This window comes from Lentzea sp. NPDC037011 (assembly GCF_055607425.1).
This window is the reverse complement of sequence record NZ_JBVJRT010000003.1, coordinates 153,508-179,936: the sequence shown is the minus strand read 5'-3', so window position 1 is coordinate 179,936 and position 26,429 is coordinate 153,508. Positions and strand designations below refer to the sequence as shown.

Genomic DNA, 26,429 nt, shown 5'->3' with positions numbered 1-26,429 from the left:
AGCTCTTGACGGAGCCCTGGGGCGAGTTCGTCGTTGCAGGCCAGTCTCGTTCAGGTCAGTCTCGGTGCAGGTCAGGCGACCTGTCCGGGGTGGGTGTGCGTCTCGGTGGCCGCCGTCTGCCGGTCGGCGCGGGCGAGCACGCGCCGCACCCACCTGGCCACCGTGCGCGGTGGCGGCTCCACCGCTCCCCCGAGGTGCTCGACGACGGTCACCTCGGCCGTGTCGGGTCTCTCGACCGCGATGGCCCAGCCGTGGCACTCGGTCCACAGCAGCGCCACCTCGTGGTCGGGGTGGCCGGGCAGCCGCCCCTCCACCGCGATGTAGAGCCTCAACGGCTTCTCGCTGTCCACACAGGAGGACTCTCCGCTGAGGCCGAGCTCCCGCGTGACGCGGAGCGCGTAGTCCAACGCCGGCGTCATCATGCCGTCACCGCCTCTCGTACCAACGGGGCAACAGCGCCGACTGCTTGACGCAGGGGCCGAGTACCCCGTTCTGCGGCAAGGCAACCGCGCGAACGCCAGGGCTTGCGCGCCACCGCCTGCGCCCCGTACGACAGGAGGGTGACCCTCCGCAGCGCGCACTGGTACGCAGGGCAGGACCGCAACGCCTACATCCACCGCGCCTGGATGCGCCGCGGCACCCCCGACGACGCGTTCTCACGTCCGCAGATCGCCATCGCCAACACCGCCTCCGACCTCACGCCGTGCAACGCGCACCTCGGCGAGGTCGCCGCCGCGGTGTCGAACGGCGTGTACGAAGCCGGTGGCATCCCGTTGAACCTGCCGGTGGTGTCGCTCGGCGAGACCAACGTCCGCCCCACCGCGATGCTGTGGCGCAACATGGCCGCGATGGCGGCCGAGGAGATGCTGCGCGCCAACCCGGTCGACGGCGTGGTGCTGCTCGGCGGCTGCGACAAGACGATCCCCGCGCTGCTGATGGCCGCCGCGTCCGTCGACATCCCGGCCGTGGTGGTGCCCGGTGGCCCGATGCTGACGGGCACGTTCCGCGGGGTGCCGCTGGGGTGCGGCACGGACGTGTGGCGGCTGTCGGAGGAGGTGCGCGCGGGCACGTTGTCGCAGGAGCAGTTCCTCCGCTCCGAGTCGGCGATGATCCGCAGCCGCGGCCACTGCAACACCATGGGCACCGCCTCGACCATGGCGCTGGTGGCGGAGGCGCTCGGCACCGTCGTCCCCGGTGTGGCGGGCACCCCGGCACCGGACAGCAGGCTGCTGGAGGCCTCCCACGGCACCGGCCGCCTCGCCGTTCAGCTCGTGGCGGAGGACCGGCGCCCCAGCACGTTCCTGTCGAAGGCGTCGTTCCACAACGCGATCGTGGCGCTCGCGGCGATCGGCGGCTCGACCAACGCCGTGGTCCACCTGCTCGCCATCGCGGGCCGCCTCGGCGTCGACCTGGTGCTCGACGACTTCGACCGCATCGGCTCCGGGGTGCCGCTGCTGGTGGACCTCCAGCCCGCCGGCCGGTTCCTGATGGAGGACTTCCACCGCGCGGGCGGCCTGCTCGCGGTGCTGCGCGAGGTCCGCGACCTGCTCGACCCGGCCGGTGTGACCGTGACCGGCCGGCCGCTCGTCGACCACCTCGACGACGCCCCGATCTGGGACCCCGAGGTGATCCGCAGCCGCGCGCAGCCGATCATCGCCGAGGGCGGCATCGCCGTGCTGCGCGGCAACCTCGCCCCGCAGGGCGCGCTGGTGAAACCGGCGGCCGCGTCACCGGAGCTGTTGCGGCACAGGGGAAGGGCCGTGGTGTTCGACAGCATCGAGGACTTCCACGCCCGCATCGACGACCCGGACCTCGACGTGGACGCCGGCTCCGTGCTGGTGCTGCGCGGCTGCGGCCCGCGCGGCTACCCCGGCATGCCGGAGGTGTCGAACATGCCGTTGCCCAAAAAGCTGCTGGAGCAGGGCGTCCGCGACATGGTGCGGATCTGCGACGGCCGCATGAGCGGCACCGCCTACGGCACGGTCGTCCTGCACGTGGCCCCCGAGGCCGCGGCAGGCGGGCCGCTCGGCCTGGTGCGCACCGGTGACGTGATCGTGCTCGACGTGGCGAACCGGCGCATCGACGTGGAGGCACCGGACTTCCTCGACCGCACGCCGAGCCCGCGGATGACCGCCGCGTTCGCGGCTCCCCGGCGTGGCTGGGAACGGCTCTACGTCGACCACGTGCTCGGCGCCGACACCGGTGCCGACCTGGACTTCCTGCTGGGGTCCAGCGGGTCGGAGGTCAGGAGGGAGTCGCACTGAGCCGCTTCGCGTCCCAGACCAGGAACAGCCCGAGGAGCAGCCACAGCACGGCGAAGACGCCGTGTTCGAGGTGGTCGCGCGACGACCCCGGCTCCGTCGCCAGCGACACCACCTGCGCGAGGTTGGTCGTGATGCTGAACGCGATGAACGCCACGCCGATCCCGGTGAGGACCCGCACCCCGGCGGGCCTGGGCAGCAGGCCGCCCGCGTAGGTCCCGAGCGCCACCGGACCGGCCAGCACCCCCAGCAGGCCGGCGTTGACGAGCGCCGTCCCCGCACCCGGCACCAGTGCCGTCACGGCCAGCAGCACACCGCTGGTCACCGCGACGACGGCGAACACCCGGACTGCGATCTTGAGCACGACCTCTCCCCCCGACTGCTCCGAACCTAGCGCGTCCGCCCTTCTCCGGCGTGCAAGCGTCCTCCCCGTCGATCTTGGTGTGGTGTTGCCAACTATTGCCTGTTGCAACTTCATTGCTGTTAGCTGCACCCGGCAACACGGACACCCCGGGAGGAACTGCATGCGCCGAACGGTCCTCGCACTGCTGACCGCCGCACTGGCGGCGACGGCGTGCACGTCACCGGACGGCGCGGTGACCGGCTCGGCGACGTCCATCGTGATCGGCGCCGGCAGCGAACCGGAGAACCTGAACCCGGTGCTCGGCTACGCCCCCGACGGTGCCGCGAAGGTCTTCGACGGCCTGGTCGCCCGCGACGCCGCGCTGAAGCTGGTCCCCGCACTGGCCGCCGAGCTGCCCACCGCGTCGGCCGACGGCCTCACGTGGACGGCGAAGCTGCGCACCGGTGTCACGTTCTCCGACGGCACTCCGCTGACCGCCTCGGACGTCGTGTTCACGTACAAGTCCGTGCTGGACAAGAAGGTGAACTCCACGATCGCCTCCCGCTTCGACGCCGTCGCCGACGTCGTGGCCGTCGACCCGGCGACCGTGCGGTTCACGCTCTCCTACCCCTACGCCCCGTTCGCCCAGCAGCTGACCCTGGGCATCGTGCCCGCGGCGAAGTTCGCCGGCGCCGACGTGAACACCGCGCCGTTCAACACCGCCCCCGTCGGCACCGGCCCGTACGCGGTGGCGGAGTGGCGCAAGGGCGACCGCCTGGTTCTCAAGGCCAACGAGCAGCACTGGGCCGGCGCCCCCGCGATCAAGACCGTGACCGTGGTGTTCGTCCCCGACGACAACGCCCGCGCCACCCGCATGGCCGCCGGCGAGTTCGACGGCACCGTCCTGCCCCCGAAACTCGCCCGCTCCTACACCGACCGCTCCGGCTACCGCGTGGTGCGCAACCCGTCCGCCGACTACCGCGGCATCGGCCTGCCCTCGGAGCTCCCCTTCACCTCCGACCCCCGCATCCGCCGCGCCCTGAACCTGGCCATCAACCGCCAGGCCATGATCGACACCGTTCTCGCCGGCTCCGGCACCCCGGCCGCAACCCCGGTCTCCCCGCACCTCTCCGCGTGGCACGACCCGTCGGCGACCTTCCCGTTCGACACAGCGGAAGCCGCCCGCCTGCTCGACGAGGCAGGCTGGCGCCAGGGCCCCGACGGCAAGCGCACCAAGGACGGCCAGCCAGCCCGCCTGCCCGTCCTGTACCCCGCACCCGACGTGCTGCGCAAAGAGCTCGCCCTGGCAGCCGCCTCCGACATCGCCAAACTCGGCATCGACGCCCCCGCCGAAGCCACCACGTTCGACGTCATGCTGCAACGCCAACGCGAAGCCGCCTCGATCTGGGGCGGCGGCGACCCCTACGACCCCGACACCGCCGCCTACACCCTGCTGCACTCCCGCTACGCCGGCCAGCCCGGCTACGTGAACATGAGCCACTACCGCAACTCCACAGTGGACACCGCACTCGACACGGCCCGCCGGTCGCTCGACCCGGCCGTGCGCAAGCAGGCCTACTCCGACTTCCAGCAGGCCTACGTCGCCGACCCGGGGTGGGCGTTCCTCGTGTTCCTGGAGCACACGTACGTGGTGCGGGACAAGTGGAACGGGCAGGAGACGCAGGTCGAGCCGCACGACCACGGGCTCGTGCACGCGGTGTGGTGGAACCTTGAGCGCTGGACGCCGAAGTCGTGACTCGGGCTTCGGGTGGTGAGCCGGAGGGCGCTGAGGGGATTGTTGGCGGTCAGGCGGCCGGGGTTTCTGCCGTCGGCGGTCAGGCGGCCAGCAACCCTGCCGTCGTCGCCCCGCAGGACGGCGACGGGCCCGGCTCACCGGCGGCTGCCGCGCACCCGCAAGCCCCGGCGGCGCGGCGTTCCTTGGCTGGTCTGCCTTCCTTGGCCGGTCGACGTTCCTCGACCGGTCCTCGCTTCTCGGGTCGTCCCCGGACCAGGTCGCGCGCCCTCGGCATGATGGCGTTGCGCCGCCTGGCCTTCGCGGCCCCGGTCCTGCTCGTGGTGAGCTTCGCGCTGTTCGTGCTCGCCAAGGCCTCGCCGTTCGACCCGGTCGAGCGCTACTTCGGCGTCCGCATCATCGGCGCCTCCCCGGAACGCGTCGCTCAGCTGCGCGAGAACTGGGGCGTCGACCAACCCGTGGTGGCCCAGTACTGGGCCTGGCTGCGGCACGCGGTGGTCGGCGACCTCGGCGACTCGCTCTCCCTGCAGCAACCCGTGTCCGCCGTCATCGGCGACCGTCTCGGGTGGACGGTGCTGCTCGTGTCGGTCGGCTTCACCCTGGCGTTGCTGCTCGGACTGCTGCTGGGCACGGCCGCGGCGTGGCGGCAGGGCACGTGGCTGGACCGCGTGGTCACCGGCGGCTGCTACGCGCTGGAGGCCGCGCCCGTGTTCTGGGTGGGGCTGGCGGTGCTGTACGTGTTCGCGCTGCAGCTGCGCTGGCTGCCCGGCGGCGGCGTGACGAGCGGGGCGGAGCCGGTCACCGTCGGCGGGGTCGCGGTGCACATGGTGCTGCCGGTGGCGGTGCTGGCGATCTCGCAGGCGCCGTGGTTCGTGCTGTTCGTGCGGCAGAACCTCCTCGAGTCCTTCACGCAGGACCACGTGATCGGCGCGCGGGCCCGCGGGCTGCCCGACCGGCTGGTGGTCACGGGGCACGCGCTGCGCACCTCGCTCCTGCCGTTCCTGACGCTGCTCGGGGCGCGGCTGCCCGAGCTGATCACGGGGGCGTTGCTGGTGGAGACGGTGTTCTCGTGGCCGGGCATCGCGCGCGCCACCGTGGAGGCGGCGCTGAACGTGGACTTCGCGTTGCTCGGTGCCCTGACCGTGATGGCCACCGCTGTGGTGCTGGTGGGGAACCTCCTCGCCGACGTCCTCTACGCGCTCGCCGACCCGAGGGTGGCGGTCGATGGCTGACGGACTCCTGACTGCGGCCGGCTGCCCCTCGACCCGACTGGCGGCCCCGACCCGACTGGCAGTGCCGGGGCGACTGGGCAGCGGTCCGCCCCCATCCGCGCTTCCTCACTTCGCGGGCGAACGAGTTGGGTACTTCCGGACATCAACCAGACGCGGCCAGGCGCGGATCAGGACAACGACCACCCGTCCGGGTGACGTACGGCGGGCGGAGACGGGAGCGGACCATGGCTGACCTGGCCTGGCGCAGTGCGCCGCGGTCGCGGCTCACCGCCGCTGGACCGCCGCGGTCGCCTCGGCTGCGGCTGGTTCCGGCAGCGACCGTGCTGGTGGTCGTCGCGCTGGCGACCATCGTCGTTCCGCTGGTCGTCGACCTCAATGAGCAGTACGTCGACCTCGCCGTGGCCAACCAGGCGCCGTCGGCGGCGCACCTGTTCGGCACCGACGAGCTTGGGCGGGACGTGCTGCTGCGGTGCATCTATGCGCTGCGTGTGTCGCTGACGGTGGGCATTGTCGCGGCGACCATCTCGGCGGTTGTCGGCACTGCGGTGGGTGCGCTGGCCGGGGCGGTCGGCGGGTGGGTCGACCGGGTGTTGATGCGGCTGGTCGACGCGATGGCGTCGGTGCCGCACCTGTTGCTGGGCATCGTGATCGTCGCCGTGCTGCGGCCGAGCCTGACCGCGGTGATCATCTCGATCGCGCTCACCCACTGGCTCACGTCCGCGCGGATCGTGCGGTCGGAGGTGCTGTCGTTGAAGTCGCGGCCGTTCATCGACGCGGCCGTCGTCGGCGGTGCCGGCAGGACGAAGGTGCTGACGCGGCACCTGTTGCCGAACGTGGCGCCGCAGGTCTTGCTCGCGACCACGCTCATGGTGCCGCACGCGGTGTGGCACGAGACGGCGTTGTCGTTCCTCGGGCTCGGGCTGCCGCCGCACGCGGCGAGCATCGGCAACATGATCAACGATGCCCAGCGGTCGCTGCTGGTCGGCGGGTGGTGGATGTCGTTGGCGCCGGGGTTGCTGCTCGTCGTCACGACGCTCGCCGTGTCGGGCGTCAGCGGGGTGTGGCGGGACCGGTTGAACCCCAAGCGGCGCACGGAGCTGACGTGGTGAACCTCGAGGTCGAACGGCTGTCGGTGCGGTTCGCGTTGCCGGGGGCGACGGTCGACGCGGTCAGCGACGTGTCGCTGACCATCCAGCCCGGCGAGTGCGTCGCGCTCGTCGGGGAGAGCGGGTGCGGCAAGACGGTGCTGGCCAGCGCGCTGCTCGGGTTCCTGCCGGGCAACGCCCAGACCCGCGGGGCGGCACGGCTCGGCGAGCTCGACCTGCTCCAGGCCACGGACCACGAGCTGGCCACGAAGGTCCGCGGCCGGCAGATCGGGCTCATCCCGCAAAGCCCGGCCAGCCACCTCACGCCGGTGCGCACCGCGCGGTCGCAGCTCGAAGAAGCCGCGCGCACGCTCGGCGGCGACGCTGCCAGTGCCGCCGAACGCGCCGGGCTGCTGCCCGAACACCTCGACCGCTACCCGCACGAGCTGTCCGGCGGCATGGCGCAGCGCGTCGCGAACGCGTTGGCGCTGGTCGGCGACCCGTGGCTGCTCATCGCCGACGAACCGACCACCGGCCTGGACCGCGACCTGGTCGACGGGTTGCTCGACGAGTTCCGGCGCATGGTCGACGACGGGCACGCCGTCCTGCTCATCACCCACGACCTGGAGGCGGCGCACAAGATCGCCGACCGGATCGCGGTGATGTACGCGGGGCGGATCGTCGAGCTCGGACCCGCCCACGACGTGCTCGACAACGCGCGCCACCCCTACAGCCGCGGCCTGGCGGACGCCCTGCCCGACCGCGCCTTCACACCCATCCCCGGCCTGCCGCCGCTGCTGACCGACCTGCCGGTCGGTTGCGCGTTCGCCCCTCGGTGCGAGCAGGCCATGGCGATCTGCGAGGAACGGCCCGTGCTGACCGACGACCCGCACGCCGTCGCGTGCCACCGCCCGTGCTGAGCGCGCACGGCATCACCGCGGGCTACCGGCACCCGGTGATCACCGACTTCAGCCTCACCATCCCCTCCGGACGGACGATCGGGCTCGCCGGCCCGAGCGGATCCGGCAAGTCCACTGTGGCGCGGGTGCTCGCGTTGCTGCACAAGCCGTTCGCGGGCACCGTGGAGATCGACGGCGACACGGTCACGGGCTACCGGTTCCGGGCACCGCAGCGCACCAAGATCGGTGTGCTGTTCCAGCAGCCGCGCCTGTCCGTCGACCCGCGCTTCACCCTGCGCAGGGCCATCGCCGAACCGCTCGGCAACAACCCCGGCCGCGTCGCCGAGCTCGCCGACCTCGTCATGCTCACCGAGGACCTGCTCGACCGCCGCCCGCACGAGGTGAGCGACGGCCAGCTGCAACGCGCCTGCCTCGCCCGCGCGCTCGCCCTGCGGCCCCGGTACCTGATCTGCGACGAGATGACCACGATGCTCGACGCCTCGACGACCGCAGCGCTGGTCGGCGTGATCCACGCCTACCAGGCCGAGACGGACGCGGGCGTGCTCGCGATCTCGCACGACTCCCGGCTGCTCGCCCGGTGGGCCGATCAGACGTTCACCACCGCCTCCACGGTGACGTCGTCGCGGTAGCTGTCCGACGCTTGGCGGCACGTCGCACGCGGCGTTGGTCGGCATGAACCACACCCACCAGACCGAGACGGACGCGAACATGCGCGTGACCTCTCACGCACACAACGGTCTGGTCAGGCCTTCAGCACCGCCTCCACGATGACGTTGTCGCGGTAGCTGCCCGCCGCACGGTCGAACTCGCCGCCGCACGTCACCAGCCGCAGCTCCGACAACGGTGTCGGGCCGTACACGCCCGCGGTCGGGAACTCCACCTTCTGCGTGGAGTACGACCTGTTCACCACGAACGTCAGCGCGCTGCCGTCCTCGCGTTCGACCAGCACCTCGGCGCCCGGTTGCAGCTCCGGTAATCGGTAGAACACGCCAGGGCCGGTCTTCGAGTCGACGTGGCCCGCGATCACCGCCGGGCCCGCGTCGCCCGGTTTGACGCCCTTCGCGTACCAACCGGCCTGGTCGGCGCGGGTCGGCGGTTCGAGTGCGCCCGCGCCGTCGACCGCGAGGGCCTGCAGCTTCGTCTCCACCCCGATCGCCGGGATGCGCACCGTCACCGGCTCCGGTGCCTGGCCCGCACCGGGGCCCTTGACGATGTAGATGAGCGCGACCACGACCGCCGCGGCCATCACCAGCTTGCCCTTGCCCATCAGCCGAACCGGAACAGGCGGTCGCGCACCGAGTACATGGCGAGGCCGACGACGAGCGCGATGACGAGCGCGGTCAGCCAGTCCCAGCCGCCCGCCATGCCGCCGAAGCCGGTCTCCTGGCCGCCGCTCGGCACGACCTCGGCGCTCTTCGCGTCGGTCCGCAGCTCGATGCGGCGCGCGCTGACCAGCAGCGAGTAGACCGCGCCGGGTTCGGTCGTCACGTCGAGCTGGGTCGAGTCCTTGCCGCGCGGCAGCACCTGCAAGGGGTCGTCGTCGGGCAGGAGCACGACGTACCCGGTCGTGCTGTTCGCCTGCACGCCCCGGTGGATGAACGAGCCCGACCGCACGACGTCCATCTCGGCGTCACCGGCGTTGATCACGCGCAGCCGCGCCTGACCGTTGACCGGCAGGCTGATGTCGTCCTCCAGGACCTTCATCGTGCTCGCCAGGTCGACCACCGTGTACGCCTTGCCCTCGACGGCCTGCACGAGCACCGAGCGCAGCACCGGCGCGTTCGGGTCCGCGGTGCGGAACTCGACGAGGTGCTCGCCGGGGGCGACCCGCCGGTAGTCGTCGAGCGCGGCGTAGTCGAAGCCGCCGAGCGCCGTGCCGTCCAGGCTCACCTCCACCCGCGCCTGGTCCACCGAGAAGTGCCCGATGCGGATGTACGTGCCACTGGCAGCCTGCGCCGGCGCGGCGCTCAGCAGCAACAACAGCACAACGGCGATGAACCGCACGGCAGACCTCCCCTCACCGGACCACGCCAACGGTAGCGTGCCGCACCGACAATTCTCGCGTCGTTCCCACCGCTCACAACCCGGCCAGATCCGGTCGCCCGCCGGGGCGAGTCACCGTGTCGCCCGATGCCTTCACCGCGAGCCGTGCGGCTTCTTCCGGCGTGGAACCGTTCGTGAGCGCATAGGTCAACGCCGCGATGAACGCGTCTCCTCCTCCGGTCGTGTCCACCACCTCCGCGTCACCCAACGGCAGCACCAGCTCGCCTCCGTCCCAGACGAACACGTTGCCCTCGCCGTTGACCGCGAACGCCACGAGCCCCGGCCCTTCGACCGAACGGGCCGCCGCCAGGGCGTCGTCGGTCGAGGTGATCTTGCGTCCGGTCAGCAGCTCGGCCTCCCGGTGATCGGCCCGCAGCACGTCCGCGCAGGCCAGCAGCTCGTCGCGGAACTCCTCCGGCGCACCGTCGAGCACCACGACACCGCGTGCCGACCGGGCCGCCTTGAGCGCCACCTCGGGCGGTAGCTGGAGCTGGACGACGACGGCCTTCGCCGCGGCGATCACGTCGAGCGGGAGGTCTTCCTCGCGGACCGGCTCCCGCAGGTCCTCCAGGTACCGCCACCCGTCCGCCACGAGGTCGACGATCAACGCCGACACGCCCCGTCGCACCACACCCGCCGTGCCGATGCCGTCCGCGGCCGCCCGCGCGACCAGCCGCTCACCGACGCCGTCCTCCCCGACCACGCCGACCAGCTCGACCGCCGCACCGAGCTGGGCCAGGCCGACGGCGATGTTCGCGCCCTTGCCGCCGAGCATCTCCCGGCGCTGCCGCACCTGGCTCGTGCCACCGGAACCGGGCACCTCGTCGACGACGAGCACCAGATCACGCGCTATCTGCCCCACCACGACGATGTTGTCCACGGCGCCGGGGTACCCAGCCTGCGGCACGGGACCTCCGGATTCACCCGGCGAATAACGGTTGCGCGCCTTCGCATACTGGCCTCGTGACGCGACACCTCGCCGAGCTGCAGACCCTGAAGCGGCACCGCCGCGCCTTCACCCTCGACCACGAGCGCGCCGCGTTCAAGGAACAGGTCCGCGCCCACCGCGCCGCCCTGGCCGAACGCCGAGCCGCGCGCACCACCCTCACGCTGCCCTCGCAGCCGAAGCGCTCCCAGCCCGCGCTGCCGCACTTCGTGTCCGACAACGGAACCCCGGCGCGGCTCTGCCCGCAGTTGCCGGACCCGGCGTCCTACGCCGTCGTGGTCATGCTCCCGCAGGTCCGGGTGGTCGACCGCATCGAGGCGTTCTCGTTGCACGCCCGCAAGTCCGCCGCTCTCAAGCGGATCGTGCTGGGTGCGCGGGAGGTGTTCGCGTCCGTGCTCGGCCTGACGCACCCGGCGGCGCGTTCGCTCACGCCCTCCGGCCGGTACGTGCACACGTCGCCGCACCCGGTTCGCGGGCGGGACTTCGGCACCGACTGACGGCGCTCAGCCGGGAGCGAAGCGGTCCGTGACGTCCTCACCGCCGGGCAGCACCAGCACGGGCACGGCGCCGTGCTTGACGTGCCCGTACACCCGGTCGGCCTGGCCGCGGCCGAACTTGAGAACCCTGCCGTAGCGCACCAGGTACAGCAGCCCCGCCTCGTCGGACCGCGAACGCTTGCGCAGCAACGCGACCTCGCCGGTCTCGTCGTCGCGGTCCCACGTGCCGCGCGACTTGGTCAGCCAGCGGAAACCGGTCCACGGCAGGCCGTGCACAGCAGGCACCAGGCGACGTCAGCGATTTCCTTGCGCGGCAACCTGGTCATGCAGTTGGTGCACTGCTTCACGTTGTCGTCCTCCCCCGGCGGGAAGGCCTATTCCAACGCTCGGCGCAGCCGTGAGGAGACCAGTGCGTGCCGCGGGTCGGCGGCCGGCAGCAGCCCGTGCAGCCGCTCCAGCACCTCGGCGTCCTCCACGTTGTCCGCGAACGACACCAGCGCGTCGACGTCACCGGCGTCGATCACCTGCCGGCGCAACGCCGCGGTCAGGTCGTCGCGTTCCTCCCGCACGACCGGCGCGTCCGACCGGGCCAGCAGCTCACCGGGGTAGGCGGCGACGGAGCGGCCCTCGCGCAACGCGGCGCGCACGTCCAGGAAGTCGCCGCTCAGCTCCACGTTGAGGCGGTAGGGCCTGGTCAGGAGCGCGGTGCCGAGCTGGGCGCGCAACCGGTGCAGCTCGGCGCGGACCGTCGTCGGGTTGCCGCGCTCGCCGTAGAGCTGCAACGCCAGCTGTTCCGCGGTGAGGCCGCGCGGGTGCAGCGCCAGTGCCGTGAGCACCTCGGCGTTGCGCAGCGTGAGCGACAGCGGGCGTCCGTCGAGGGTCGCGGCCAGTCCGCCGAGGAAGGTGAGCGCCAGCACCGGCCTGCGCGGCCGCAGGTGGCTCCGCAGGTGGTGTTCCGCGAGCTGGGCGGCGGCGGAGACCAGCGGCGCGACGGCCGGGTGCATCGTCTTCAACGGGCCGCTCACGTCGACCACGCCCAGCAACGTGCCGGTGCGCGGGTCGCGGATGGGGCTCGCCGCGCACGTCCACGTGTGGCACCGGCGCACCAGGTGCTCGTTCGAGTGCACGGTCACCGGGCGGCCGGTCGCGAGCGCCGTGCCCATCGCGTTCGTGCCGATGGCGTCCTCGCTCCACCGCGAGCCCTCGGTCAGGTGGACGCGCTCCGCGGTGTGCCGGGTCTTGTTGTCGCCTTCGCACCACAGGATCGTGCCCGTGGTGTCGGTGACGATCATGATCGTCTCGTCCATCGCGAGGGTGTGCCGCAGCACCGGCAGGGCAGCCGCCAGCGGGTGGTCCCCGCGCAGGTGCGCGACCTCGTCCGGTGCGAGCACCACCGGCGCCTCGTGCCGGTCGGGGTCGACGCTGGCCGCGAGGGACCGCTGCCACGACTCGGCGATCACCGGCCGCGCCACTTCGCGAGGCTGCATCACACCAGGATGACTGCCGCACGCGCGGTCCGGACTACTCCTTTCGGATGCAACGTCGATGAAACGTTGCCCTCCCTAGCGTCGTCACCGGTTCGCAACGATGCGGGAGGCGAGACGATGACGAAGTACGCGGCCCCGGGCCAGCCCGGCAGCGTGGTGACGTACCGCGACCGGTACGACCACTTCATCGGCGGGGAGTACGTCCCTCCCGCCAAGGGCGAGTACTTCGCCAACCCGACCCCGGTGACCGGTGAGGACTTCACCGAGATCGCCCGCGGCACCGCGGAGGACGTCGAACGCGCGCTGGACGCCGCCCACGGCGCCGCCCGCGCGTGGGGCAAGACCTCCCCCTCCGCCCGCGCCCAGGTGCTCAACCAGATCGCGGACCGCTTGGAGGACAACCTCGAGGCGCTCGCCGTGGCCGAGTCGTGGGAGAACGGCAAGCCCGTCCGCGAGACGCTGGCCGCCGACCTGCCGCTGGCCGTGGACCACTTCCGCTACTTCGCGGGCGTGATCCGCGCCCAGGAGGGCGGCATCTCGCAGATCGACGAGGACCTGGTCGCCTACCACTTCCAGGAGCCGCTGGGCGTGGTCGCGCAGATCATCCCGTGGAACTTCCCGCTGCTCATGGCCACCTGGAAGCTCGCACCGGCCCTCGCGGCCGGCAACGCGGTGGTGCTCAAGCCGGCCGAGCAGACCCCGGCGTCCATCCACGTGCTGATGGAGCTCATCGCCGACCTGCTGCCACCCGGTGTCCTCAACATCGTGAACGGCTTCGGCGTCGAGGCCGGCAAACCGCTCGCGTCCTCCCGCCGCATCGCGAAGGTCGCGTTCACCGGCGAGACCACCACCGGCCGGCTGATCATGCAGTACGCCAGCGAGAACATCATCCCGGTGACGCTGGAGCTCGGCGGCAAGTCGCCCAACGTGTTCTTCTCCGACGTGGCGGCCTCCCGCGACGCCTTCTACGACAAGGCCCTCGAGGGCTTCACGATGTTCGCGCTGAACCAGGGCGAGGTCTGCACCTGCCCGTCCCGCGCGCTGATCCAGGACTCGATCTACTCGGACTTCCTCGGCGACGCCGTCGAACGGACGAAGGCGATCAAGCAGGGCAACCCCCTCGACACGGACACGATGATCGGCGCCCAGGCCTCCAACGACCAGTTGGAGAAGATCCTGTCCTACATCGACATCGGCAAGCAGGAGGGCGCCCGCGTCCTGACCGGCGGTGAGCGGGCCGACCTCGGCGGCGAGCTCTCCGGCGGCTACTACGTCACCCCGACGGTGTTCGAGGGCGACAACAAGATGCGCGTCTTCCAGGAGGAGATCTTCGGCCCGGTCGTCGCCGTGACGTCGTTCTCCGACTACGACGACGCCATGAAGACCGCCAACGACACCCTCTACGGCCTCGGCGCCGGCGTCTGGTCCCGCGACGGCTCCATCGCCTACCGCGCGGGCCGCGACATCCAGGCCGGCCGCGTGTGGGTGAACAACTACCACTCCTACCCCGCGCACGCCGCGTTCGGCGGCTACAAGCAGTCCGGCATCGGCCGCGAGAACCACCGCGTGATGCTCGACCACTACCAGCAGACGAAGAACCTGCTGGTCAGCTACTCGCAGAACGCCCAGGGCTTCTTCTGATGGCACGGGTCGACCTGACCTCGGAGGCGGCGGACCTGCTCCGCCGCCTCCGGGCGTCGCACGGCGAGCTGATGTTCCACCAGTCCGGCGGCTGCTGCGACGGGTCGGCGCCGATGTGCTACCCGGCAGGGGAGTTCCGGACCGGGTCGTCGGACGTGCACCTCGGGGACCTGGCCGTGGACTCGGATGCCGACTCGTTCTCCGTTCCCGTGTGGATGTCGGCGGCGCAGTTCGAGTACTGGAGCCACACGCACCTGACGATCGACGTGGTGAAGGGGCGCGGGAGCGGGTTCTCGCTGGAGGCACCGCTCGGGGTGCGGTTCCTGGTCCGGTCGCGGCTGCTGGCCGACGACGAGCTCTGAGGAGCTCAGTCCAAGGCAGCCGCCAGCACCGCGAGATCCGTGAACGCCGGGGCCCGCGGCACCTGCGTCACGAAGTCCGCACCGGAGTCCCAGTCCCACTCCTCCGCCTCCTCCCCCAGCCGTTCGACCAGCTCTCGGCCGGGCGCAGGCCCTCCACCACCGCGGTCAGGTCGCGTGCAGCGACGAAGCGCGCGCCGTCGCCGCCGACGGACAACCCAGACAGCCAGCCGTCCGCGTCGGCCGGCCACAGGTTCGCGCCCGTCTCCGCCCGGAACAGCACCGTGGCCTCAGCGGGACCGGACAGGAACTCGCCGGCCGCGGCGAACATCAGCAGGGCGGTGAGCTCGGTCAGCCCGATGAGGTGCGCGGACCGCGCGGAAGCGGGTGAACGAGCAGTCGAATCCGCTCTCGAAGGCGTACAGCGCCGCGAACCGGTCACGCGGGCTCCCCTGCCCGGTGTGTCCATCCAGGACCTGGACCGAGCCGGCGACAGAAATCGGAGCAGCTACCGTGCGGGCATGACGATCGAGCCGTTGCACGACACCGGCTGGCGTGCCTTCGCCAGCGACAACTACGCCGGGGTGCTGCCGGAGGCGCTCGCCGCCATCGCCGCGGCGAACGGCGGGCACCAGGTGTCGTACGGCGAGGACGTCTACACGGCACGGTTGCAGGAGGTCGTGCGGGAGCGGTTCGGGGAGCGCGCGGAGGCGTTCCCGGTCTTCAACGGCACCGGTGCGAACGTCATGGCGCTCACCAGCGTCTTGCCCCGGTGGGGCGCGGTCGTCTCGGCGGCCACCGCGCACATCAACGTCGACGAGGGCGGTGCGCCGGAGCGGATGACCGGGCTCAAGGTGCTGACCGTGCCCACGCCGGACGGCAAGCTCACGCCGGAGCTGATCGCCGCGGAGGCGTGGGGCTGGGGCAACGAGCACCGGGCGCAGCCGCTGGCCGTGAGCGTCTCGCAGACCACCGAGATGGGCACCCTCTACACACCCGATGAGCTGCGGGCGATCTGCGACTACGCGCACGAGCGGGACATGGCCGTGCACGTGGACGGCGCGCGGCTGTGGAACGCGGCCGCCGCGCTCGGGGTGCCGTTCCGCGAGTTCACCACCGACGCGGGCGTGGACGTCATCAGCCTCGGTGGCACGAAGGCGGGGTTGCTGGGCGCGGAGGCGGTGGTCGTGCTCGACCCCGGCCGGGCAACCGGGCTGCGGTACCTGCGCAAGCTGATGATGCAGCTGCCGAGCAAGATGCGGTTCGCGTCCGCGCAGCTGCTCGCGCTGTTCGACGGCGACCTCGGGGTGCGGTCGGCGGCGCACGCGAACGCGATGGCGGCACGGCTGCGGGCGGCGCTGGAGGAGGTTCCCGGGCTCGCGTTCACGCAGGAGACGGCGGCGAACGCGCTGTTCGTGACGTTGCCGGTCGAGGTCGCCGACCGGATCCGCAAGCGGGTGCGGTTCTACGACTGGGACCGGGCGCGCGGGGAGGTGCGGTGGATGACGGCGTGGGACACGACCGAGTCCGATGTGGACTGGTTCGTCGCGGTCGTCCGGGAGGAGCTCGGCGCGTAGCCGGACCGCAACGTCAGGGAAGTCCCAAGTTTGTGCGGGTGAACTGGACCACAGCCGGCGGTGGGCACACGATTCCCAGCCATGAACGTCCTGCTGGCTTTCGCTCTCACCGCCGCGAGCGTCACGACGCCCGTGCACCTGCCGCCCACGGCGCCGTGCCCGGCGAACGTCCCGGCCGACACCCGCTGTTACGAGGGCCGGGACGCGAACGGCGCCTACTACACCGTTGCCGTGCCGAAGCACTGGAACAAGACGCTGGTCGTGCACTCGCACGGCGGTCCGGACCTCGGCGAGCCCACGCCCGAGCGCACCCGTGACGACCTGAGCCGCTGGGCCGTGATGGTGAAGGAGGGCTACGCGTGGGCCGGCACGTCCTACCGGCGGGGCGGGTACGGCACGCGGATGGCCGCCGAGGACACGGACAACCTGCGCAGGATGGTCAGCTCGACGCTGAAGCCGCGCAAGGTGTACCTGCACGGGCAGTCGTGGGGCGGCAACGTCGCGGCCAAGACCATCGAGCTGCACAAGGGCTACGACGCGGCACTGCTCACCAGCGGGGTCATGGCCGGCGGGTCGAAGGGCTACGACTACCGGGTCGACCTGCGGGTGGTCTACCAGTACTACTGCGGCAACCACCCGCGCCCCACCGAGGAGCAGTACCCGTTGTGGATGGGGCTGCGCAAGGACTCCACGATGACCACGGCCGGGTTGCGGAGCCGGATCGAGGAGTGCCTGGGCACCGCGGGCAACCGCACGGCTGAACAGCAGCAGAAGCTCAATGACGTCCTGGCCGTCACGAAGATCCCCGAGTCCACCTTGAACTCGCACCTGAACTTCGCGACGTTCACGTTCCGCGACATCGTCCACAACCGGCTGGGCGGCCGGAACCCGTGGAGCAACGCGGGCGTGCGGTACCAGGGCTCGCACGACGACGCCGCGCTCAACGCCGGGGTCGAGCGGTTCTCACCGGACCCGCAGGCACGCGCGGAGCTGGCCTACGACAGCGACCTCACCGGCAAGATCGACATCCCGGTGCTCTCGCTGCACGCGATCGGCGACCCCACGGCGTTCGTCGAGCACGAGTCGGCCTACCGGCAGCAGGTGCTCAAGGCCGGGCGGTGGTGGAACCTCGTGCAGACGTTCACCACCGAGTCCGAGCACAGCGCGCTCAGCGACTCCGAGTACGCCTCGGCGGTGCAGTCGCTGGAGCGCTGGGAGCGGACCGGGCTGCGGCCGAACCCGTTCTCCGTCGCGGCCAAGTGCCCCCGCAACGACGAGACGTACGGCTCCGGCTGCTTCTTCGACCCGCGGTACCAGCCGAAGTCCTACGGGTCGCGCGTGCTCCCGCGGTCGTGACCGCTGCTCGGGCCGGAGGTGCAGGCCTCCGGCCCGAGCAGCGGTGCGCTACCGGCCCTGCAGGCGCTTCACGTTGTCGCCGAACGTCCAGCCCTTCGAGCCGTCCCAGTTGATCGACCAGGTCATCAGGCCCTTGAGCTGGCCACCGAAGCTGTTCCACGCCTGCCCCACCAGCGAGGGCGACATGTACCCGCCACCGGCACCGGGCTGTGCGGGCAGGCCGGGGACCTGCTTGTCGTAGGGCACCCGGATCGTGGTGCCCTGGATGACCAGCCCCTTGTTGAGGCACTGGGTCTGCGCCACGAACCCCTGCACGGTGCCGGCGGAGTAGCTGTCACCGGAGCAGCCGTACATCGAACCGTTGTAGTACTGCATGTTCAGCCACCACAGGCGGCCGTTGTCGGCGTACTTCTTGATGATCGGCAGGTACGCGCCCCAGATCGAGCCGTAGACGACGCTGCCGCCGGTCACGTACGCCGTCTCCGGCGCCATCGTCAGGCCGAACCCGGCGGGCATCGCCGCGAGCACCCCGTCGATGATCCGGATCAGGTTGGTCTGCGACGGCGACAGCTGGGTGATGCTGCCGCTGCCCACCAGACCGGTCTCGACGTCGATGTCGATGCCGTCGAAGTTGTACTTCTTCAGGATCGGCACGACGGTCGCGATGAACCGGTCCGCGACGGCGGACGAGCTCAGGTCGATGCCGGCCGTCGCGCCGCCGATCGAGAGCAGGATCGTGGCGCCCGCGGCCTTCGCCGCGCACATCTCGGCCGGCGTCGCGACCTTCACCGTCGCGTCCATCCCGTCCTCCCACAGCACCGTGCCGTCGGAGCGGATCACCGGGAAGGCCGCGTTGATCACGTTGTAGCCGTGCTGGGCGATCCGGCTGTCGTTGATCGGGGTCCAGCCGAACGGCGGGTGCACGCCGTTCGAGGCACCGTCCCAGTTCTCCCAGTAGCCGTGCAGCACTTTTCCGGCCGGCCGGGGTTTGAGGGCGCACGTGTCGGCCGCCTGGGCAGCGGTCGACGGGACCAGGACGGCGGTCATGAGCAGAAGCAGGGCTGTCAACACCGAACGTGCGGACATTCGCTCACCTTTCGCGTTCAGGCGGCGACCCGCTGTCATTCAAGCACGAAATGGTCCAGACCTCTAGGCGGGATGTTCGGCGCACAGGCACGCGACGCCCGGTTCGATCCACTCGCGGCCCTCCCACTCGGGGTGCCGCGCGATCATCAGCTCCCGCACCTCCTCCGCGACCAGCTCGCAACCACGGCGCCGCCACGTCTCGTCGCGCAGTTCAGCCAGGTAGGACCGCACGTCCGCAAGCACCTCCTGCCCGCCGACATCGCCGTGGCCGGGCACCACGACGGACGGCCGCAGCGCGCTCAGCCGGTCCAGCACGTCGATCCAGCCCAGCCCGGACACGTCGGTGTCGTACGGCGGGAACCACGGGAAGATCGCGAACTGCCCGGTCTCGGCGAGGTCGCCGGTGAACAGGACGCCGGCGTCGGGCACCTCGACCACCTGGTCGCCCAGCGTGTGACCGCGCCCCGTGGCCCGCAGCCGCACCACCCGGCCACCGAGGTCCAGGTCGTACGAGTCGTGCACCACGTCCGGCACCGGCACCTCGACGCCTTCCAGCCGGCGCGCGACCACGTCGCTCAGCCCGCGGAACATCTGCAGATAACCGGCGCCCTTGCGGTCCAGATCCGCGGCCTGCGCGCGGTTCACCAGGTACGTGGCCTCCCCCGCGAACACCTGCGCGCCGAACGCGTGCTCCGGGTGGAAGTGCGTCGTGGTCAGGTAGATCCGGCGGCCGCGCGCCACCTCCTGGGCGAACGCCAGCACGGCGGAGGCGTTCTCCACGCCCAAGCCGGTGTCCACGACGAGCACCGCCGCGGAACCGCCGATCACACCGATGTTCGGCACGAGCGGCACGCGTTCGCCGGGCACCACCAGCAGGTCGCGGGCGATCTCGACCGCGCCTTCCACCCGGACGACCGGGTCCATGAGCTCCATGACCACCAGCTCACCCGCGGGACCGCGCGCTGTCCAAGACCGGCTCCGCACACCCGATACCGGGCCGGTATCGTCGCTGATCGTGGAGCTGCGCACCCTGCGGTACTTCGTCGCCGTCGCCGAGGAGCTCCACTTCGGCCGCGCCGCCGCGAGACTGCACCTGAGCCAGCCGCCGCTGAGCCGGGCGATCAAGCAGCTGGAGCACGACCTGGGCGCCGTGCTGCTGCACCGCTCCCCCGCGGGCGTCGCGCTCACGCCGGCCGGTCGCCTGCTCCTGCACGGGGCGCGCGACCTGCTGGACCGGGCGGACCGCCTGCGCGACCGGGTCGCGGGCGCGGCCACCCTCACGATCGGCATGCTCGCCGACAGCTCCGACCAGGGCGCGACCCGGCTGGCGGCCGCGTTCCGGCGCGAGCACCCGGACGTCGAGGTGCTGGTCCGCGAGACCGACCTCACCGACCCGACCTGCGGCCTGCGGGCCGGGCTCGTGGACGTGGCGCTGACCAGGGCGCCGTTCGACCTGACCGGGCTGAGCACCCACGAGCTGCGCGGCGACCCGGTCGGCGTGGTGCTGCGCGCGGACGATCCCCTGGCACAGCACGGGGAACTGCGGCTCGCCGACCTCGCCGACCGCCGCTGGTTCCGGTTCCCCGAGGGCACCGACCCGGCCTGGCAGAGCTACTGGCACGGCGGCGAGCCCCGTGAGGGCCCGGTCGTGCGCGCGGTCCAGGAGTGCCTGCAAGCCGTGCTGTGGAACGGGACCGTCGGCATGACCCCGTTGGGACACACCCCACCGGCCGAGCTCGCCGTCGTGCCGCTCACCGACATGGCACCGAGCCGCGTCGTCGTGGCGTGGCAGGACGGCGACCCGAACCCGCTGATCAGCTCGCTGGTCCGGACCGCCGTCACGGCGTACGCCTAGCGCAGGGCGGCCTGCAGGTCGTAGACGCCCAGGGTCTCCTCGGAGACCTTCCACAGCAGTGCCGCTGACTCCTCGTCCTGCGCGTACGGGGCCAGGCCGCGGTAGCTGCCCGGCAGCACGGCGGTAGTCGTGATCCCCTCGGCGGCCCACCGCTTGCCGGCCTCGATCGCGAACAGGATGTTCGCGGTCTTGGACTGGCCGTAGGCCTGCCAGCGGTCGTACTCGCGGTGCTCGAAGTGGAGGTCGTCGAACACGACATCGCTCTTGAGGTGCGCGGACGAGCTGACGTTCACCACGCGCGCACCGTCGGCCCGCAACGAGTTGAACAGCCCGAGCGTGAGCGCGAAGTGCCCGAGGTGGTTGGTCGCGAACTGCAGCTCCCAGCCCTCGGCGGTGCGGGTCAACGGCGTGGCTCGCACCTCGGCGTTGTTGACCAGCAGGTGCAGCGGGCCGTCCCAGTCGCGCGCGAACGCCTTCACCGACTGCTGGGACGCGAGGTCCAGCCGTGCGGCTGAGATCCGCTTGTTGCCGGTGGCCACCATCAGCTCCACGGCCACCCGTTGCGCGGCATCGAGGTCACGTGCCGCGATGGTCACCTCGGCGCCCGCGACGGCCAGCGCGCGCACGGTCTCGACACCGATCCCCGACGCCCCGACGGTCACGACCGCGCGGCGGCCGGAGAGGTCAGCGCCCTCGACGACGTCCAGTGCGGTGGTCTCGAACCTGGTGTTCATCACTGTTCCCCAACGTTGAGCGTGTCCTCGGAGACCTTCCACAGCTGTGCGGCGGCCTCCGGGTCGTGTGCGTATGCGGCGAGCCCGGCCGAACCGGTGGCGGGCAAGGCCTGGTTGCAGTCTTCGAAGTAGAGCCCCGACCGCCCGTCGACCAGCGGCGAGACGGCGAGCACGAGCGTGGTGGCCGCGCCCTGCTCCGGCGTCTTGAGTCGCACCGGCCGGTCGCCGCCGCGCAGCCGGCGCCGTTCCTCCAGCTCCTCCGGCGTGATGTGCCGCTGCAGGTTCGTCAGGATCGCGCCCGGCATCAGCGCGTTCATCGTGATCCCCTCGGCGCCCCAGCGCTTCCCGGCCTCGACACCGAACAGGACGTTCGCGGTCTTGGACTGGCCGTAGGCCTGCCAGCGGTCGTACTCGCGGCGCTCGAAGTGGATGTCCTCGAACACCACCGGGCTCGAGAGGTGACCGGCCGAGCTGACGTTCACGACGCGTGCGCCCTCGGCCCGCAGCGCGTCGAACAGCCCGAGCGTCAGCGTGAAGTGGCCGAAGTGGTTGGTGGCGAACTGGATCTCCCAGCCCTCCGGCGTGCGGGTCAGCGGCGTGGCCATGACGCCGGCGTTGTTGACCAGCAGGTGCAGCGGCCCGTCCCAGGACCGCGCGAACGCCTTGACCGACTCCTGGTCCGCGAGGTCCAGCGGCGCCACGAGGACGTTCTTGTTGCCCGTCGACTCGGCGAGCGACGCGGCCACGCGCCCGCCCACCTCGACGTTGCGGGCCGCGATGGTGACCTCGGCGCCGGCGGCGGCCAGTGCCCGCACGGTCTCGACGCCGATGCCCGACGCCCCACCGGTGACCACGGCGCGGCGGCCGGACAGGTCGACGCCGTCGATGACCTCGAGAGCGGTGGTCTCGAAGCCGAACGGGGTGGTGATGCGCTCCGTCATCTGCTTTCCCCAACCTGTCGTACACTGAAACGGAGGTTCCTCCGGTTCGAGTTCCACACTAACCGGAGGCCCCTCCGGTTAGCAAGTGATCCCACGGGGAGAGTTCGAAGTGCGTGCTGATGCCGCCCGCAACCGGGCGTTGCTGCTCGAGGTGGCGCTCGACGCGTTCACCCACGGGAAGGACGTGACGCTCGGCGCCGTCGCCAAGAAGGCGGGCGTCGGGATCGGCACGCTGTACCGGCACTTCCCCACCCGCGAGGCGCTGATCGAGGCCGTCTACCGCGCGGAGCTGGAGAAGCTCTGCGACCTGACCCCGCTCGCCGGCCTGCCGGCCGAGGAGGCGCTGCGGGCGTGGATGGACCGCTTCACCGCCTACATCGCGACGAAGCGCGACCTCAAGGACGCGTTGCAGGCGGTGATCGCGAGCGGTGTGAACCCGTTCGAGCACAGCCGCGCGAAGATGGTCGGCGCGTTGCGGGAGCTGCTGGAACCGCTGGGTGCCCGCAACGAGCCCGCGGACGTGATGGCGATGCTCGTGGCCGTCGCCCAGAACGACGACCCGGCTCAGGCCCGCAGGATGCTCGACCTCGTCATGGACGGGATTCGCTTCGGCGCTGCTCGAACCGCTCCACCAGCGCCGGCACCTCGCTGAGCAGGAACTCGTAGAAGTCCCGCATGTAGACCAGCCGCTCACGGGCGGGCCCCGGCTCGACCGACTCGACCCCGCGTGCGACGGCGTCGAGGATGTCGTCGATCGGGGCGTGCTGGCGGCCGTAGAGCGTCGTCCACGCCCGGTCGCGCATCCGGTAGTGCTCACGGCGGCTGCCCTGCACCGGCACGCGTTCGATCAGCCCCATCTGCATGACCATCTTGACCGCGCCGGACACCGACCCCGCGCTCGCGCCGAGCTCCTCGCTCAGGTCGCCCGCGGTCAGCGAGTCCTCGTCGGTGAACAGGAACGCGGCGAGCACGCGCGCGGCCATCCGCTGCATCCCGGCGCCGACCAGCGTCAGCGCCAGGTGCTCGGCCACCTGCCTGCGGTCTGTCTCGCCCGTCACAGTGCCCCAGCCTTCAGAAATTTCTGAACGTTCGCTAGCCTCAATCCTAGGGGGAAGGGGCAGGTCATGGCCACAGCACTCGTCGTCGGAGCCGGGACCGCCGGGCTCGCGACCGCTCTCCGGCTGGCCCGCAGCGACTGGCACGTCGTCGTCCTGGACCACGGCGTGCGGCAGGAACCGATGCCGGTGCTCGGGCCGGACCGCCACGCCGCCCGCCGGCTCGCCGCGCTGCCGCACCCGCTGCACTACGAGACCCGCCACGACCCGGTCACCGCCCTGTGCCCGGACCGGTTCGGTGTCACCGTCGCGTTCCCCGGTCACGACGAGTGGTTCGACATCGTCGTGTGCGCGCAACCCTGCTGCCAGGCGGAGCGATTACCGGGCCTGCGCCTCGACGCCTGGTCACGCGACCACGTGGCGCTGCTCCACCGGGCCGTGCGGGACACACGGCTGCCGCTGAGCTCGGCGGAGGCGCTGGCGGACGGACTCGACCTGCACCGCGACCACCGCGACGCGTTCTCGTGGTGGGAGAGCACATTAAGACCGCATACCACCGCCGTTAGGCGGTCCTTTACTCGCGCCGGGTAAGCCTGCGAGGCATGACCACGTTACGGAGACGCACCTTCATCGTGGGAAGTCTCGCCGGAGCGAGCGCGGGTGTGTTCGTCCCCCGGCTGGCCAACGCGATCGGCTACCCCTTCACCCTGGGCGTCGCGTCCGGTGAACCGGCGGCCGACGGGTTCGTGATCTGGACCCGCCTCGCCCCCACCCCCCTCAACGCCGACGGTCTCGGCGGCATGCCGAACGCCACCACCTCCGTCGAGTGGCAGGTCGCCACCGACGAGCGCTTCACGGGCATCGCCCGCACCGGCACGGTCACCGCGGTGCCGGCGAGTGCGCACTCCGTCCACGTCACGCTGACCGGCCTGGAACCGGGCCGGGAGTACTGGTACCGCTTCCGCGCCGACGGCCACATCTCCCCCGTCGGCCGCGCGGTCACCGCACCGGCCGCCGGCACCTCCCCCGAGCTGTCCATGCTCTTCGCGTCCTGCTCGCACTACGAGGAGGGCTACTTCACCGCCTACCGCAGGATGGCCGAGGAGCACCCGCACCTGATCCTGCACCTGGGCGACTACATCTACGAGGGCGCGGCCACCACCACGAAGGTCCGCAAGTTCGCGCCCGCCGGCGAGATCAGCACGCTCGCGAACTACCGGGTGCGGCACGCGCAGTACAAGACCGACCCGGACCTGCAGGCCGCGCACGCGACCGCGCCGTGGCTGGTCGTGTGGGACGACCACGAGGTCGAGAACAACTACGCCAACCTGGTCCGCAACGACTCCAGCCCTGCCGGTGACTTCAAGGCCCGCCGTGCGGCGGCGTACAAGGCCTACTACGAGCACATGCCGCTGCGCTCCGCCCAGGCCCCGAGCGCGGAGAACATGCTGCTGCACCGCAGGGTCCGCTGGGGCAGCCTGGCGACGTTCCACCTGCTCGACACCCGCCAGTACCGCGACGACCAGGCGTGCGGCGACGGCACGAAGGTCTGCCCGGACGCCGACGCCACGGCCCGCACGCTCACCGGCGCCGCTCAGGAGTCGTGGCTGGTCGACGGCCTGCGGCAGAAGCTCGGCACCTGGGACTTCCTGGGCCAGCAGGTGTTCTTCGCGCAACGGCTGGCCGCTGCGGACGGGTCGAAGAGCATGGACGCCTGGGACGGCTACACCGCCAACCGCACGCGCATCCAGAACGCGTGGGACACCAACGGCAACAAGGGCACCGTCGTGCTCACCGGCGACGTGCACCGCAGCTGGGCCGCGAACCTCATGCAGTCCTACCAGTCGCAGAACCGGATCATCGGCACCGAGCTGGTGACCACGTCCGTCACCTCCGGCGGTGACGGCAACGCCGCCGACAACAGCCTCAACCCGACGCTCAACCCGCACGTGAAGTTCTTCAAGAACCTGCGCGGCTACGTGAAGACCCGCACCACGAGCACCGAGATGCGGGTCGACTTCCGCGCCGTCGACAAGGTCACCGTCCGCGACTACCCGGTGAAGACCGTGCAGAGCTACGTGGTCGAGGCGGACAACCCCGGATTGCAGGCGCCGTGAAGACATTGCTGATCGCCTCGTTGCTCCTCGCCCCGCCCCCATGACGTGGTCCACGGTCAACAGCGACTCGACCGGTGACCAGGACAACGCCGCCGTCTCCGCCACCCGCAACGGCTACACGGCCGTCGTGTGGGAGGACGACCGCGACACCGCCACCCCCGAGGACCCGGTCCACTCCGACGTCTGGATCCGGCTCTACCGGGAGGGCACGCCGGTCTACGAGAAGAAGCTCAGCACCGGCGGCACCGGCGACTGGCGGCACTGGCAGCCCGACGTCGCGCTGCACGAGGACGGCAGCGCTGTCGTCGTGTGGTCGGAGGACCCGGACGGCAACGGCTACTACAACATCGCGGTCCGCCAGGTGTCGGCCACCGGGACGGTCTCCGGTTCCGGCACCGCCAACGCCAGCGCCGACGGCCAGCAGCACTTCCCGAGCGTGGCGGCGGACCCGGACACCGCGCACTTCGCCGTGACGTGGGAGGACGAGCAGGGCACCGACCCGTCGACCGTCCGGATCGCCGGGTTCGCGTCCCTGACCAGCAAGACCTATGAGGCCCAGGTCAACAACGCCGGTGGCACGCACGCCAAGCCGCAGGTCGCCATGGGTGCGGCCGCGAACGCGGTCGTGGTGTGGGAGGCCGATGCGACCGTGGCCCGCAAGATCCTCACCCCGTCCGGTGGCGTGAAGCAGGCGCAGACCACGACGGGAACGGGGAAACGTCCCGCCGTGGCGGCCAACTTCAACGGCGACTTCGCGGTCGCGTGGGAGAGCGCCGGGGTGCGGACCCAGTCGTTCACCGCGGCCGGTGCGGCCACCGGGACGACCGCGCAGACCACCGGCGCCGACCCGCAGATCGGGGTCGACGACCAGCGCGGCGTCGCGGTGACCACGGCCGAGGCGCAGGACGTGCACACGGTGGTCTACAACCCGGACGGCACCACCACGGGCCGGCCGCCGCGGCAGCTCACGGTCTCGACCGCCACCGGCAGGCAGGACGAACCGGCCGTGGGCGTCGACCCGTGGGGCCGCGTCAGCGTCGTCTACACCGACGACAACGACGGCAACGGGTTCGACCAGGTCTACCTCGGCCTGGGCCTCACGACCCAGGGGTGGTGAGCTGAGCCCCTGGCCAGAAGCCTT

The 26,429-nt window shown here is 71.4% G+C and carries 29 protein-coding genes; 16 read left to right on the top strand and 13 right to left on the bottom strand.

Translation table 11 applies throughout. The features are described 5' to 3' along the window. Positions 1–71 precede the first annotated feature (71 nt). Positions 72–422, bottom strand: coding sequence for a DUF6292 family protein (locus ACZ7CH_RS09425; protein WP_360401280.1), 351 nt, complete (start codon positions 420–422; stop codon positions 72–74). Between the two features lie 138 nt (positions 423–560). On the opposite strand from ACZ7CH_RS09425, the gene ACZ7CH_RS09420 reads away from it, so the two are divergent. Then, the gene (locus ACZ7CH_RS09420; protein WP_470373547.1) at positions 561–2,264 is read left to right on the top strand and encodes an IlvD/Edd family dehydratase; all 1,704 of its coding nucleotides are present in this window, start codon (positions 561–563) and stop codon (positions 2,262–2,264) included. Here ACZ7CH_RS09420 and ACZ7CH_RS09415 read toward each other — a convergent pair. Then, positions 2,245–2,625: a hypothetical protein gene (locus tag ACZ7CH_RS09415; protein WP_470373546.1), complete on the bottom strand. Its 381-nt coding sequence runs from the start codon at positions 2,623–2,625 to the stop codon at positions 2,245–2,247. The two genes, ACZ7CH_RS09420 and ACZ7CH_RS09415, sit on opposite strands and share 20 nt — an antisense overlap. 160 nt (positions 2,626–2,785) lie before the next feature. Between ACZ7CH_RS09415 and ACZ7CH_RS09410 the strand changes: the two genes are divergently transcribed. From ACZ7CH_RS09410 to ACZ7CH_RS09390, 5 genes are all read left to right on the top strand, one after another. Further along, positions 2,786–4,360: an ABC transporter substrate-binding protein gene (locus tag ACZ7CH_RS09410; RefSeq protein ID WP_470373545.1), complete on the top strand. Its 1,575-nt coding sequence runs from the start codon at positions 2,786–2,788 to the stop codon at positions 4,358–4,360. A 275-nt stretch (positions 4,361–4,635) separates the two neighbouring features. Further along, positions 4,636–5,589, top strand: coding sequence for an ABC transporter permease (locus tag ACZ7CH_RS09405; protein ID WP_360401268.1), 954 nt, complete (start codon positions 4,636–4,638; stop codon positions 5,587–5,589). Positions 5,590–5,813: 224 nt separating this feature from the next. After that, positions 5,814–6,698 (top strand): ABC transporter permease, encoded by an 885-nt coding sequence (locus tag ACZ7CH_RS09400; RefSeq protein ID WP_470373544.1) that lies wholly within the window; start codon positions 5,814–5,816, stop codon positions 6,696–6,698. Continuing rightward, a complete protein-coding gene (locus ACZ7CH_RS09395) occupies positions 6,692–7,594 on the top strand; it encodes an ABC transporter ATP-binding protein (RefSeq protein ID WP_470373543.1) in 903 nt (300 codons plus the stop codon). Before ACZ7CH_RS09400 ends, ACZ7CH_RS09395 begins: the two co-directional genes overlap by 7 nt. After that, entirely contained in the window at positions 7,576–8,223 is a 648-nt protein-coding gene (locus ACZ7CH_RS09390) for an ABC transporter ATP-binding protein (RefSeq protein WP_470373542.1), read from the top strand. Before ACZ7CH_RS09395 ends, ACZ7CH_RS09390 begins: the two co-directional genes overlap by 19 nt. Before the next feature lie 113 nt (positions 8,224–8,336). Here the strand turns inward: ACZ7CH_RS09390 and ACZ7CH_RS09385 are convergent, their stop codons facing one another. From ACZ7CH_RS09385 to ACZ7CH_RS09375, 3 genes are all read right to left on the bottom strand, one after another. Next, positions 8,337–8,861 carry a class F sortase gene (locus tag ACZ7CH_RS09385; RefSeq protein ID WP_470373541.1) on the bottom strand — a complete coding sequence of 175 codons (525 nt, stop codon included), beginning with the start codon at positions 8,859–8,861 and terminating at the stop codon, positions 8,337–8,339. Next, positions 8,861–9,598: a DUF4397 domain-containing protein gene (locus tag ACZ7CH_RS09380; protein ID WP_470373540.1), complete on the bottom strand. Its 738-nt coding sequence runs from the start codon at positions 9,596–9,598 to the stop codon at positions 8,861–8,863. Before ACZ7CH_RS09380 ends, ACZ7CH_RS09385 begins: the two co-directional genes overlap by 1 nt. Before the next feature lie 73 nt (positions 9,599–9,671). Continuing rightward, the gene (locus ACZ7CH_RS09375; protein ID WP_360401251.1) at positions 9,672–10,544 is read right to left on the bottom strand and encodes a PfkB family carbohydrate kinase; all 873 of its coding nucleotides are present in this window, start codon (positions 10,542–10,544) and stop codon (positions 9,672–9,674) included. 56 nt (positions 10,545–10,600) lie between these two features. Between ACZ7CH_RS09375 and ACZ7CH_RS09370 the strand changes: the two genes are divergently transcribed. Next, positions 10,601–11,080, top strand: a complete 480-nt coding sequence (locus ACZ7CH_RS09370; protein ID WP_470373539.1) for a hypothetical protein — start codon at positions 10,601–10,603, stop codon at positions 11,078–11,080. A 6-nt stretch (positions 11,081–11,086) separates the two neighbouring features. Here the strand turns inward: ACZ7CH_RS09370 and ACZ7CH_RS09365 are convergent, their stop codons facing one another. Together ACZ7CH_RS09365 and ACZ7CH_RS09360 are read right to left on the bottom strand one after the other, a co-directional pair. Beyond that, entirely contained in the window at positions 11,087–11,365 is a 279-nt protein-coding gene (locus tag ACZ7CH_RS09365; RefSeq protein WP_470373538.1) for a hypothetical protein, read from the bottom strand. 89 nt (positions 11,366–11,454) lie between these two features. Then, positions 11,455–12,567 carry a GAF domain-containing protein gene (locus ACZ7CH_RS09360; RefSeq protein WP_360401242.1) on the bottom strand — a complete coding sequence of 371 codons (1,113 nt, stop codon included), beginning with the start codon at positions 12,565–12,567 and terminating at the stop codon, positions 11,455–11,457. A gap of 117 nt (positions 12,568–12,684) precedes the next feature. Here ACZ7CH_RS09360 and exaC point away from each other — a divergent pair, with 117 nt between their 5' ends. Beyond that, the gene (exaC, locus tag ACZ7CH_RS09355) at positions 12,685–14,208 is read left to right on the top strand and encodes an acetaldehyde dehydrogenase ExaC (protein WP_470373537.1); all 1,524 of its coding nucleotides are present in this window, start codon (positions 12,685–12,687) and stop codon (positions 14,206–14,208) included. After that, positions 14,208–14,570 carry a DUF779 domain-containing protein gene (locus ACZ7CH_RS09350; RefSeq protein WP_470373536.1) on the top strand — a complete coding sequence of 121 codons (363 nt, stop codon included), beginning with the start codon at positions 14,208–14,210 and terminating at the stop codon, positions 14,568–14,570. Before exaC ends, ACZ7CH_RS09350 begins: the two co-directional genes overlap by 1 nt. 67 nt (positions 14,571–14,637) lie before the next feature. On the opposite strand, the gene ACZ7CH_RS09345 is transcribed toward ACZ7CH_RS09350, so the two are convergent. Beyond that, on the bottom strand, positions 14,638–15,009 hold the full coding sequence (locus ACZ7CH_RS09345) for a hypothetical protein (protein ID WP_470373535.1): 372 nt from the start codon (positions 15,007–15,009) through the stop codon (positions 14,638–14,640). Positions 15,010–15,088: 79 nt separating this feature from the next. Between ACZ7CH_RS09345 and ACZ7CH_RS09340 the strand changes: the two genes are divergently transcribed. Beyond that, entirely contained in the window at positions 15,089–16,144 is a 1,056-nt protein-coding gene (locus tag ACZ7CH_RS09340) for a threonine aldolase family protein (protein WP_470373534.1), read from the top strand. 81 nt (positions 16,145–16,225) lie between these two features. Further along, complete coding sequence (locus ACZ7CH_RS09335) at positions 16,226–17,500, top strand: alpha/beta hydrolase (RefSeq protein WP_470373533.1); 1,275 nt, start codon at positions 16,226–16,228, stop codon at positions 17,498–17,500. Between the two features lie 48 nt (positions 17,501–17,548). On the opposite strand, the gene ACZ7CH_RS09330 is transcribed toward ACZ7CH_RS09335, so the two are convergent. Together ACZ7CH_RS09330 and ACZ7CH_RS09325 are read right to left on the bottom strand one after the other, a co-directional pair. Then, the gene (locus ACZ7CH_RS09330; RefSeq protein WP_458434376.1) at positions 17,549–18,547 is read right to left on the bottom strand and encodes a chitinase; all 999 of its coding nucleotides are present in this window, start codon (positions 18,545–18,547) and stop codon (positions 17,549–17,551) included. 102 nt (positions 18,548–18,649) lie between these two features. Beyond that, positions 18,650–19,519 carry an MBL fold metallo-hydrolase gene (locus ACZ7CH_RS09325; protein ID WP_470373532.1) on the bottom strand — a complete coding sequence of 290 codons (870 nt, stop codon included), beginning with the start codon at positions 19,517–19,519 and terminating at the stop codon, positions 18,650–18,652. A gap of 82 nt (positions 19,520–19,601) precedes the next feature. Between ACZ7CH_RS09325 and ACZ7CH_RS09320 the strand changes: the two genes are divergently transcribed. After that, positions 19,602–20,441: a LysR family transcriptional regulator gene (locus tag ACZ7CH_RS09320; protein WP_470373531.1), complete on the top strand. Its 840-nt coding sequence runs from the start codon at positions 19,602–19,604 to the stop codon at positions 20,439–20,441. Here the strand turns inward: ACZ7CH_RS09320 and ACZ7CH_RS09315 are convergent. Both ACZ7CH_RS09315 and ACZ7CH_RS09310 read right to left on the bottom strand, forming a co-directional pair. After that, positions 20,438–21,175, bottom strand: a complete 738-nt coding sequence (locus ACZ7CH_RS09315; RefSeq protein WP_470373530.1) for an SDR family NAD(P)-dependent oxidoreductase — start codon at positions 21,173–21,175, stop codon at positions 20,438–20,440. The two genes, ACZ7CH_RS09320 and ACZ7CH_RS09315, sit on opposite strands and share 4 nt — an antisense overlap. Next, positions 21,175–22,116, bottom strand: a complete 942-nt coding sequence (locus ACZ7CH_RS09310; RefSeq protein ID WP_360401212.1) for an SDR family NAD(P)-dependent oxidoreductase — start codon at positions 22,114–22,116, stop codon at positions 21,175–21,177. The genes ACZ7CH_RS09315 and ACZ7CH_RS09310 overlap by 1 nt, the downstream gene beginning before the upstream one ends. Before the next feature lie 109 nt (positions 22,117–22,225). On the opposite strand from ACZ7CH_RS09310, the gene ACZ7CH_RS09305 reads away from it, so the two are divergent. Further along, positions 22,226–22,768 (top strand): TetR/AcrR family transcriptional regulator, encoded by a 543-nt coding sequence (locus ACZ7CH_RS09305; protein ID WP_360401209.1) that lies wholly within the window; start codon positions 22,226–22,228, stop codon positions 22,766–22,768. On the opposite strand, the gene ACZ7CH_RS09300 is transcribed toward ACZ7CH_RS09305, so the two are convergent. Further along, the gene (locus ACZ7CH_RS09300) at positions 22,707–23,174 is read right to left on the bottom strand and encodes a GbsR/MarR family transcriptional regulator (RefSeq protein ID WP_360401206.1); all 468 of its coding nucleotides are present in this window, start codon (positions 23,172–23,174) and stop codon (positions 22,707–22,709) included. The genes ACZ7CH_RS09305 and ACZ7CH_RS09300 overlap by 62 nt on opposite strands. 66 nt (positions 23,175–23,240) lie before the next feature. On the opposite strand from ACZ7CH_RS09300, the gene ACZ7CH_RS09295 reads away from it, so the two are divergent. The 3 genes from ACZ7CH_RS09295 to ACZ7CH_RS09285 are packed head-to-tail and all read left to right on the top strand — an operon-like array spanning position 23,241 to position 26,405. Next, positions 23,241–23,762, top strand: a complete 522-nt coding sequence (locus ACZ7CH_RS09295; protein ID WP_360401203.1) for an FAD-dependent oxidoreductase — start codon at positions 23,241–23,243, stop codon at positions 23,760–23,762. Between the two features lie 11 nt (positions 23,763–23,773). Continuing rightward, positions 23,774–25,288, top strand: coding sequence for an alkaline phosphatase D family protein (locus ACZ7CH_RS09290; protein WP_470373529.1), 1,515 nt, complete (start codon positions 23,774–23,776; stop codon positions 25,286–25,288). Positions 25,289–25,328: 40 nt separating this feature from the next. Then, on the top strand, positions 25,329–26,405 hold the full coding sequence (locus ACZ7CH_RS09285; protein WP_470373528.1) for a hypothetical protein: 1,077 nt from the start codon (positions 25,329–25,331) through the stop codon (positions 26,403–26,405). The last annotated feature ends 24 nt before the right edge of the window (positions 26,406–26,429 follow it).